A 7,426-nucleotide genomic window follows, 5' to 3' on the forward strand; every position below is an offset into this window, starting at 1 on the left:
ATCTGACTCGCCCAATTTTGCAAAACTTCAATATACCTCATTTCTATTTTTCCTCTGCCTAGAGTGACAAAAGAGGGATAAGCTACCGTTGCATCCAAACAAGAACTGCTATAGTTTCTGCTTTTTACAACGCCCTTAAAAATTTTGCGTCATTTTTTAATACTGCCCTGTTAAGCAAGTGAATACCCTCAAACCTTGAAACTCAGGCAGCTGAATTATGGCTAATATGTCTCCAGCCTCTAAGCGTCGCAAGAGACACCAACTACTACAAATGTATGGAAACCATTGTTGCTGGTGTGGTAAGCAAATGACTAAATCGGAAAGAACCATTGAACACTTGGTTCCCAAGAGCCTGGGTGGATCTAATAGTCTCTCGAATTTGCGTTTGGCTTGTTTCAGTTGCAATAATTCTCGTGGTAACAGTCTGTTACCTCCACGGTTAAGAAATCTTTTTGATCTGGCAAATAAAACTTCCTAAGAACAACCATCCAGTTGAATTTTGTGAAAAGATGCCCCCGAAAATTATTAGAATGCTGTCCAGTTTTACCCCAAGAAACTGTCATATTATTACCAGATAATGAAAATCGGATTGGCTATGTAGCTATACAGTTTCAGGAAAGCTTAGATTCAGTGCAGCTATTGGGATTTGCACCTGCCTTTGATGAAGTAAATCCGCCTGCACAGCTAGAAGTGTCCCAACTCCAACCTATTGACGCTCTCCTACAGCAAATCACCCGTCTTGAAGAAGCGATCGCTTTTCTACAAACTGATGACTCAGTGGCAGTACAAGTACGTTCTGTATTAGACAATAAACCTTTATCAGAGATTGTGGCAAAATTTGAGCTTCTTTACCGAACTGGCGATGAATTTGAGTGGCGCTACGCCGGAGGGGAAATATTAGCTGGAGATACTCGCGCTGTTGGTGCTACTCGTGAAGCAATTCAGCAAGATGATAGCGAATTACAAAATTTAGCCGAAATGCTATTGGAGAAGTTAGCAGAAATCTGGGGAGATGTTGCGTAGTTTGACCCGTTGGGAATGATGTATATAACTACCCAAAACATCCAATTGTCATGGCTAAAGGATTCGGCTATCAAAAATCACCAGATTTTACTCAACGCCAAAAAGCTTATTTCAAGCTGATTAAACAGCTACTCAACTGTCCTAGTGGCAGGGAAATGAAGATTCTCAGGAAATACGCACACTTGGTTGATGCTGGGTTTGTAGAAACTTTGGAAATGGTAGCTCAAATCCGGGTAAACCAAGGAGATATTCGTTCTGCTTACTTTTTGAAAAATTTAGCTCATTGGCTAGGTGAGGAACTGGAATTATATAGAGATGAGCCTTCCGCAACAGCCAATTTTATTAGACCTCCAGCTTTCTTGGGTGAAATCTTGTGGGCGATCTCACAAAATAAAAGCAACCCACAAGCCCTTGTTCGTCTACTTAAAGCTAACTTAGATAAACTCAATGATGATTTTTCTGAACAGTTTAATTACTGGATAAACTTTAGCCTACTAAACAATGACTCAATAACAGAACAAGTAATATTAGTAGGATTGGGTATTGTTGATTTCTGCACCTTGCTTGGGCAGTTTCCTTTAGGAAACAGGGCAATTAACTTAGAAATTAGCATTACTGGCTTAGAAGCTGCTACCAAAATTTTTACCCGTCAGATTGTCCCAGAAATTTGGGCTAATATCCAATTAAATTTAGCACCAGCCTACCGCCATCGGATTCGAGGAAATCGCGCAGATAACCAAGAAAAGGCAATTGCTGCTTGTAATAATGCCCTGTTTATCTACACCCGCGACAGTTTTATCAAAGAGTGGGCGAGTCTGCAAAGTAATCTCGGTCTTGTCTATACTGACAGAATTATAGGAGACAAAGCCGAGAATTTAGAAAAGTCAATTTCTTGCTATGAAACTGCTTTAAAAGTTATTAACCGCGCTCAACTTCCTGAACTTTGGGGTACTCTTCAAAATAATTTGGGGAATGCGTACCTTTTTAGAATTCAAGGCGATAAAGCACAGAATTTAGAAAAGGCGATCGCTTGTTATCAAGTTGCGCTACAAGTACGTACCCGTTCGGCATCGCCCTATTATTGGGCTAGTAGTCAACATAACCTAGCCAATGCCTACACTCAAAGGATTCTGGGTAATAAACAAAAGAATCTAGAAAAGGCAATTTCGTCATATATTAACGCCTTAGAAGTTTACACCATTTCTGATTATCCTGAACGATGGGCAGGAACAAAAACCACTCTAGGAAATGCTTATTGGGAAACAGATAAATTTACTGAAGCACTTGAATGTTTCCGCGCTGCTTTGCAAGTCTTCACTCCCACTAAATTTCCCAGAGATTGCATACAAACTGGATTGAGTTTAGGTAAAACAGCCTTGGCTGCTGGCATGAAAGCAGAAGCTTTTGAAGGTTATGCAGTTGCCATTGAAGCTGTTGAACAAAGCCGTCATTGGGCTGGAATTTCTCAAAAACAAGAAATTCTTGCATACACAGAGATGGTGGTTTTTTGTATCACCAATGGGGAACGAGATAAAGCTAGAGAATATGCAGAATGTTCTGGTTATCAAGAGATTTTAAATCTGTTAGATAGTGATGAATTTCAACAAATTTACTCAAATTTCCAATTCCTCGGACAGGTATTACAAGTAACTGCTGAAAGCAATGGAGAATCGCAAGCTGTATATCAAATACTAGAAAATAACCTGAATAAAATAGATGAACAATTTGTTCAACACTTACAAAGGCTTGAGGATGTTTTCGGACACATACCATCAGGGCAATCTCTTCAAATTGCTACAACTATTTTAAGTTTTAGTAATCTGATTCGGGAGTTTCCACAAGGCGATAAAGCAATTAACTTAATAATTGCTGCCACAGGTTATGAGGTAGCCGCTACTATTTATACCAAAAAAGATTTCCCTGAACAATGGGGAAACATTCAAGATGCCATCCGCGAACTATTTCAGATTCAGCTATTTGAAGCAGTATTCAAGAACCTAGACAAGAACCTAGAAAATCCTAAAGCTGTTGTATACCCATTACTGGAAGCAAATAAATATAAACTTGATGAACGTTTTGCTACCGTATTGTGTTTGAAAACGGAAGCTATGCTGTCTGAAGCGCCGCCAGAGTATGCAAAAGGACTTGCTGCAAGTCTTATAGGTTTGAGCTTTCTGATTAAAGAATTTCGACACGGTAATGAGGCGAATAATTTAGAGATTGCCATTACAGGGTATGAACTTGCTTCTAAAGTATTGACTTACGAAGATTCACCAGAAGCATGGTGTCTGTGTCAAAGTATGCTGGGCAATGCTTACCACCGTCGAATCAAGGGTGAGCAAGCAGAAAACCTGGAACAATCACTTTCTTACTTACACAATGCTTTGCAAGTGTGTAACTGTGAACAGTTTCCCGAACTCTGGGCAACAATTCAAAATAGTTTGGTTATTGCTTATGGTTTTAGGATTCGTGGCGATCAGGTGGAAAATGCGGAACTAGCAATCCAGGCTGGTGAAGCTGCGATGCGGGTTTTCACACGCGATCAAGATCCTGAACAATGGGCGCAAGTACAAAACAATCTAGGCATTGTTTACCGCGATGCCTGCGACGGGCAAAGCCAACGCATTCTCGGTGACAAGGCTGAGAATTTAGAAAAAGCGATCGCTTGTTATCAAAATGCTCTTTCCATTCGTACTCGTGAAGACTTCCCAGAACTTTGGGCGCAAACTCAAATGAATTTAGCATCTGCCTATCGTCACAGACTCAAAGGTGATGCAGCAGAAAATGTGGAAAAGGCGATCGCTGCTAATCAATCTGCTTTACAAGTCTATACAAAAGCAGCCTTCCCCCAAGGTTGGGCAGAAGTACACATGAATTTGGCTAATGCCTATCTTCACCGAATTCATGGGGATAGGAGCGAAAATTTAGAAAAGGCGATCGCTGCTCATCAATCTGCTTTACAAGTTTTAACGAAAGAAGAATATCCGCGACAGTGGGCTATGACTCAGATGAATTTAGGAAATGTCTTCTTAGAACAAGAGCAAATAGAAGAAGCGATTAGCTGTTATCGTTCAGCTTTAAAAATCTTCACTCCCACCGCTTTCCCTAATGAATGCCTAAAAGCAGGACAAATGCTGGGAAACACTGCTTTTAACATTGGTGATTGGGCTGAAGCTATTAGGGGCTATAGTGTAGCTATTGAAGCTGTAGAAACCAGTCGCATTTGGGCAAGTTCAGAATCACGCCGTCAAGAAATCTTAGCTGATTCTCTCCATGTTTATGAAAATATGGTGCAAGCTTGTATTAATAATAAACAACTGAATAAAGCTATTGAATATGTCGAACGTTCTCGCTCAAAACGACTCGTAGATTTAATAGTCAGTAATGACCTTTATTCAGATGGTGAAATTTCTGATGAAATTCAACAGTATTTACAAGATTTTGAAGCTATACAGCGGCAAATTGATAATGAATTAAGACACTATAATAATACCAGTAACTTTGATGGTAGTAAACTCGGAAAAAGCCCACAGAACCGTGCTGCTATCGAAGCTCATAACAAAATAATTGCAGATTTGGAAGCTGACAAACAGCAAATTTGGGAACAAATGCGCCGTCTAGATCCTGTCCTGGCTGGTCAAATTCAAGTAAGTCCTATAAATTTATCATCTATACAGCAGTTAATTGATCTACCCACCACAGCTATTCTGAGCTTTTATACTACCTCGAATGACACTCATATCTTTATCATCCGGCAGAGTCAAATTACTTTGCACACTTGCACTGACTTAGGATTTGAGACTTTACAATCATCGATTTTAACTCACTGGTTAGGGCAATATGTTCATCACAAAGATACCTGGAAAGAGCAATTTAGTTTTTTAATAGCAGAACTAGCTGAAGTCTTAAAGTTAAATGATTTAATTGCACAACATCTGAAAAATATTGATGAATTGATTCTTATTCCTCATCTGGCATTACATCAAATTCCTTTTGCAGCTTTACCAATTGGAGAAAATCAATATTTGGGAGATAAATTTCTCATTCGTTATGTTCCTAGCTGCCAAATTTTAGAATTTTGTCACAACCGCCCCACAGTAAGTAATATTATGAATTACGGTATTGTTGAAGATGCTACTGAAGATTTACCCTACGCTAGTTGGGAAGGAGAACAACTAGCAAATTTATATAATATACCTAATCATCAACGTTTAAAAGGTAGTCAACAAGCTAGTGTCAGCAACTATCGTCAACTGATACAAAAAGTCCAAGTAATTCATTCTAGCCATCATGCGCGATCGCGGCTCGATAATCCTCTAGAATCCGCCTTATTTTTAGGAGATGGCTGTATTACATTAAGTCAGTTATTAACTCCCAGTTGGCGCAATCCTCAGTTAGAAGATGTATTTCTATCTTGCTGTGAAACTGGTTTAACTGTGCCTGAAATAACTGACGATATTCTAACTTTTTCAACAGCTTTCCTTTGTGCTGGTGCTAAAAGTGTTATCAGTACACTCTGGGCAGTAAATGACTTGGCAACAGCACTCTTTTCAGTATTTTACTATCAATCCCGACATCAGGGAAACAAGCGACTGCAATCAATCAGACAAGCTCAATTTGAACTGCGTACCCTTACAGGTGAAACTCTTACCACAATTTACAAACCTAAGTTAAGTGATTTTTTGACGCAGAAACTCAAAGAAACTGACACGCTGCGTAAAAAAATTCAAAAAGAACGGGATAGTCATCCGCATAGTTCCCTATTATATGAACAATGCAATGAAGAATACAAAAAATACGACAAAATCGGAAAATTGATTTATCAAGCAAAAAAAGATTTAGAACTTTTTTGTCGAGAATCTAAACCTTTCTCTCATCCTTATTATTGGGCAGCTTTCACCTGTTCCGGGTTAAATTGATAACTGCAATCTCTGAAGTATTCAGTCTAAATTCAGAAATTATTAAAATTAATAAAAATTCTAACTTGCCGGATGATATAATCCCGTATCCTGATTAAATTCCCATCCTAACCCTGCTCTATCCTTGCCTTTGCACCATCCCACAAAAAGCGGTGGTGGCAGATTAATTCGCTGCTCGCGTATAGTTTCTACACTTACACCAAGTCTTGAAGCTAAACCTTCTTCGGTTAGTGGTTGGATTCGAGGAGTTTGCCCTTGATAATATGAATTATTATTGTACGATTTCTTCTGCCGTTTCGGTTGGTTGTTGAGATAATTTTGAATTTTAATAATCGCCTCAGCAAATTGTTTCATTTGGGCTGTTATCTCTTCAGTTTTTTGTTCTAAAGAGTCCAAACGTTTATTTTCATTACCAGCAATTGCATCAAGGTCATCTAAAGAACCATCTAGGTATAGCTCAATAAAACGGGTGAGCGTCGCTGTTGCTGTCGTGCCTTTCGAGTTGCAACGGGCGATAAACTGCTCCCACATCTTTTGGTCACAGTTGAAAGATGCTAGCTTCTTTGTTCTCCCTGTATTGCTCATATCTAGGTAAAGTCTAGGTAATATCTAGGTAAACTAGTCTGCGGACAGGAACAACTGAGCGTGTTTCCATCTTGATAACTACCTTGACACTATCATGATGAGCGTATGAGTGCGATGGCCGAACCGCCCAGCGGAGGCGATACCTTCTGGAGTGGCTTCCCCGTAAGGGTAGGGTACACCTACGTTTTTTATTACCTATGTTTGCTTTTTTTACGCAGTGCGTGAGAAGTCCCAACACGCCCAACATGGTGAATGTACTTTGCAGTTGTCGCCGGGGAAGCGTGGCCCAAATCTGCTTGCAAGTCAAAATCAGAAGCTCCATTTTTCTTAGCCAGCGTTGCGTGAGTGTGGCGCAAAAAGTGGGCGCTGAACTTAATTCCCGCACAAGTAGAAATTTCCTCCATCATCAGTCGCAACCCGCGATCGCTTAAAGGTTTACCCCTATCCCGCCGACTGGGACTAGGAAACACCGGCTGATCATTGCTGGCATCCCCACGATAATCCAGTAACACCGCACTAGTTTCCGGATCGAGACTAATGGTTCTGGTTTTATTTCGTTTCCCCGTCACAGTTAATAATAGACAGTCCCCATCCTCCCGAAACTGCCGCCAAAATAATCCCGGCGTAATTACGCGCTTGCCATAATCAGAAGTTTGCCGGGCAATTTCTCCTGCCCTCACCCCACTGTAAAACATGAGAGTAAACAGCAACCAGTGCATCTTATTAGTGTTGTGTTGCAAGTCTACTGCCATCGCCGCTTTTTCCAACTTAGCAATCTCGCGTTCCGACAAAATGCGCTCTGCGAGCTTATCGTCCCACTGTATGCTTAAGTCCTTGCCCAAGTCGATAGCAAAATAACCAATAGAAGCTCTAGTACCCCACTCCCACAAACTTTTAAT

General features: G+C 40.3%; 5 protein-coding genes. 3 read left to right on the forward strand and 2 right to left on the reverse strand.

The window, feature by feature from the left end; translation table 11 throughout:
- Positions 1 to 271: 271 nt before the first annotated feature.
- From GNE10_RS36605 to GNE10_RS29585, 3 genes are read left to right on the forward strand one after another with little or no spacing between them, the layout of a single operon-like run.
- Entirely contained in the window at positions 272 to 478 is a 207-nt protein-coding gene (locus GNE10_RS36605; protein ID WP_397326641.1) for an HNH endonuclease, read from the forward strand.
- 23 nt (positions 479 to 501) lie between these two features.
- Positions 502 to 1,023 (forward strand): DUF1822 family protein, encoded by a 522-nt coding sequence (locus GNE10_RS29580; protein WP_311774878.1) that lies wholly within the window; start codon positions 502 to 504, stop codon positions 1,021 to 1,023.
- A 50-nt stretch (positions 1,024 to 1,073) separates the two neighbouring features.
- Positions 1,074 to 5,942: a CHAT domain-containing protein gene (locus GNE10_RS29585; protein WP_185569294.1), complete on the forward strand. Its 4,869-nt coding sequence runs from the start codon at positions 1,074 to 1,076 to the stop codon at positions 5,940 to 5,942.
- 60 nt (positions 5,943 to 6,002) lie between these two features.
- Here the strand turns inward: GNE10_RS29585 and GNE10_RS29590 are convergent, their stop codons facing one another.
- A complete protein-coding gene (locus GNE10_RS29590) occupies positions 6,003 to 6,473 on the reverse strand; it encodes a hypothetical protein (protein ID WP_016869159.1) in 471 nt (156 codons plus the stop codon).
- A gap of 245 nt (positions 6,474 to 6,718) precedes the next feature.
- Positions 6,719 to 7,426: site-specific integrase (locus tag GNE10_RS29595; RefSeq protein ID WP_185569296.1), on the reverse strand; the 708-nt coding region annotated here is incomplete at its 5' end.

It is taken from the genome of Nostoc sp. 2RC (genome assembly GCF_014222165.1).
In the GTDB taxonomy this organism is placed as follows: Bacteria; Cyanobacteriota; Cyanobacteriia; order Cyanobacteriales; family Nostocaceae; genus Nostoc; species Nostoc linckia.

Coding starts and splice junctions, on each gene's coding strand:
- GNE10_RS36605 (WP_397326641.1), top strand. CDS start 272: ATGTATGGAAACCATTGTTGCTGGTGTGGTAAGCAAATGACTAAATCG.
- GNE10_RS29585 (WP_185569294.1), top strand. CDS start 1,074: ATGGCTAAAGGATTCGGCTATCAAAAATCACCAGATTTTACTCAACGC.
- GNE10_RS29590 (WP_016869159.1), bottom strand. CDS start 6,473: ATGTGGGAGCAGTTTATCGCCCGTTGCAACTCGAAAGGCACGACAGCA.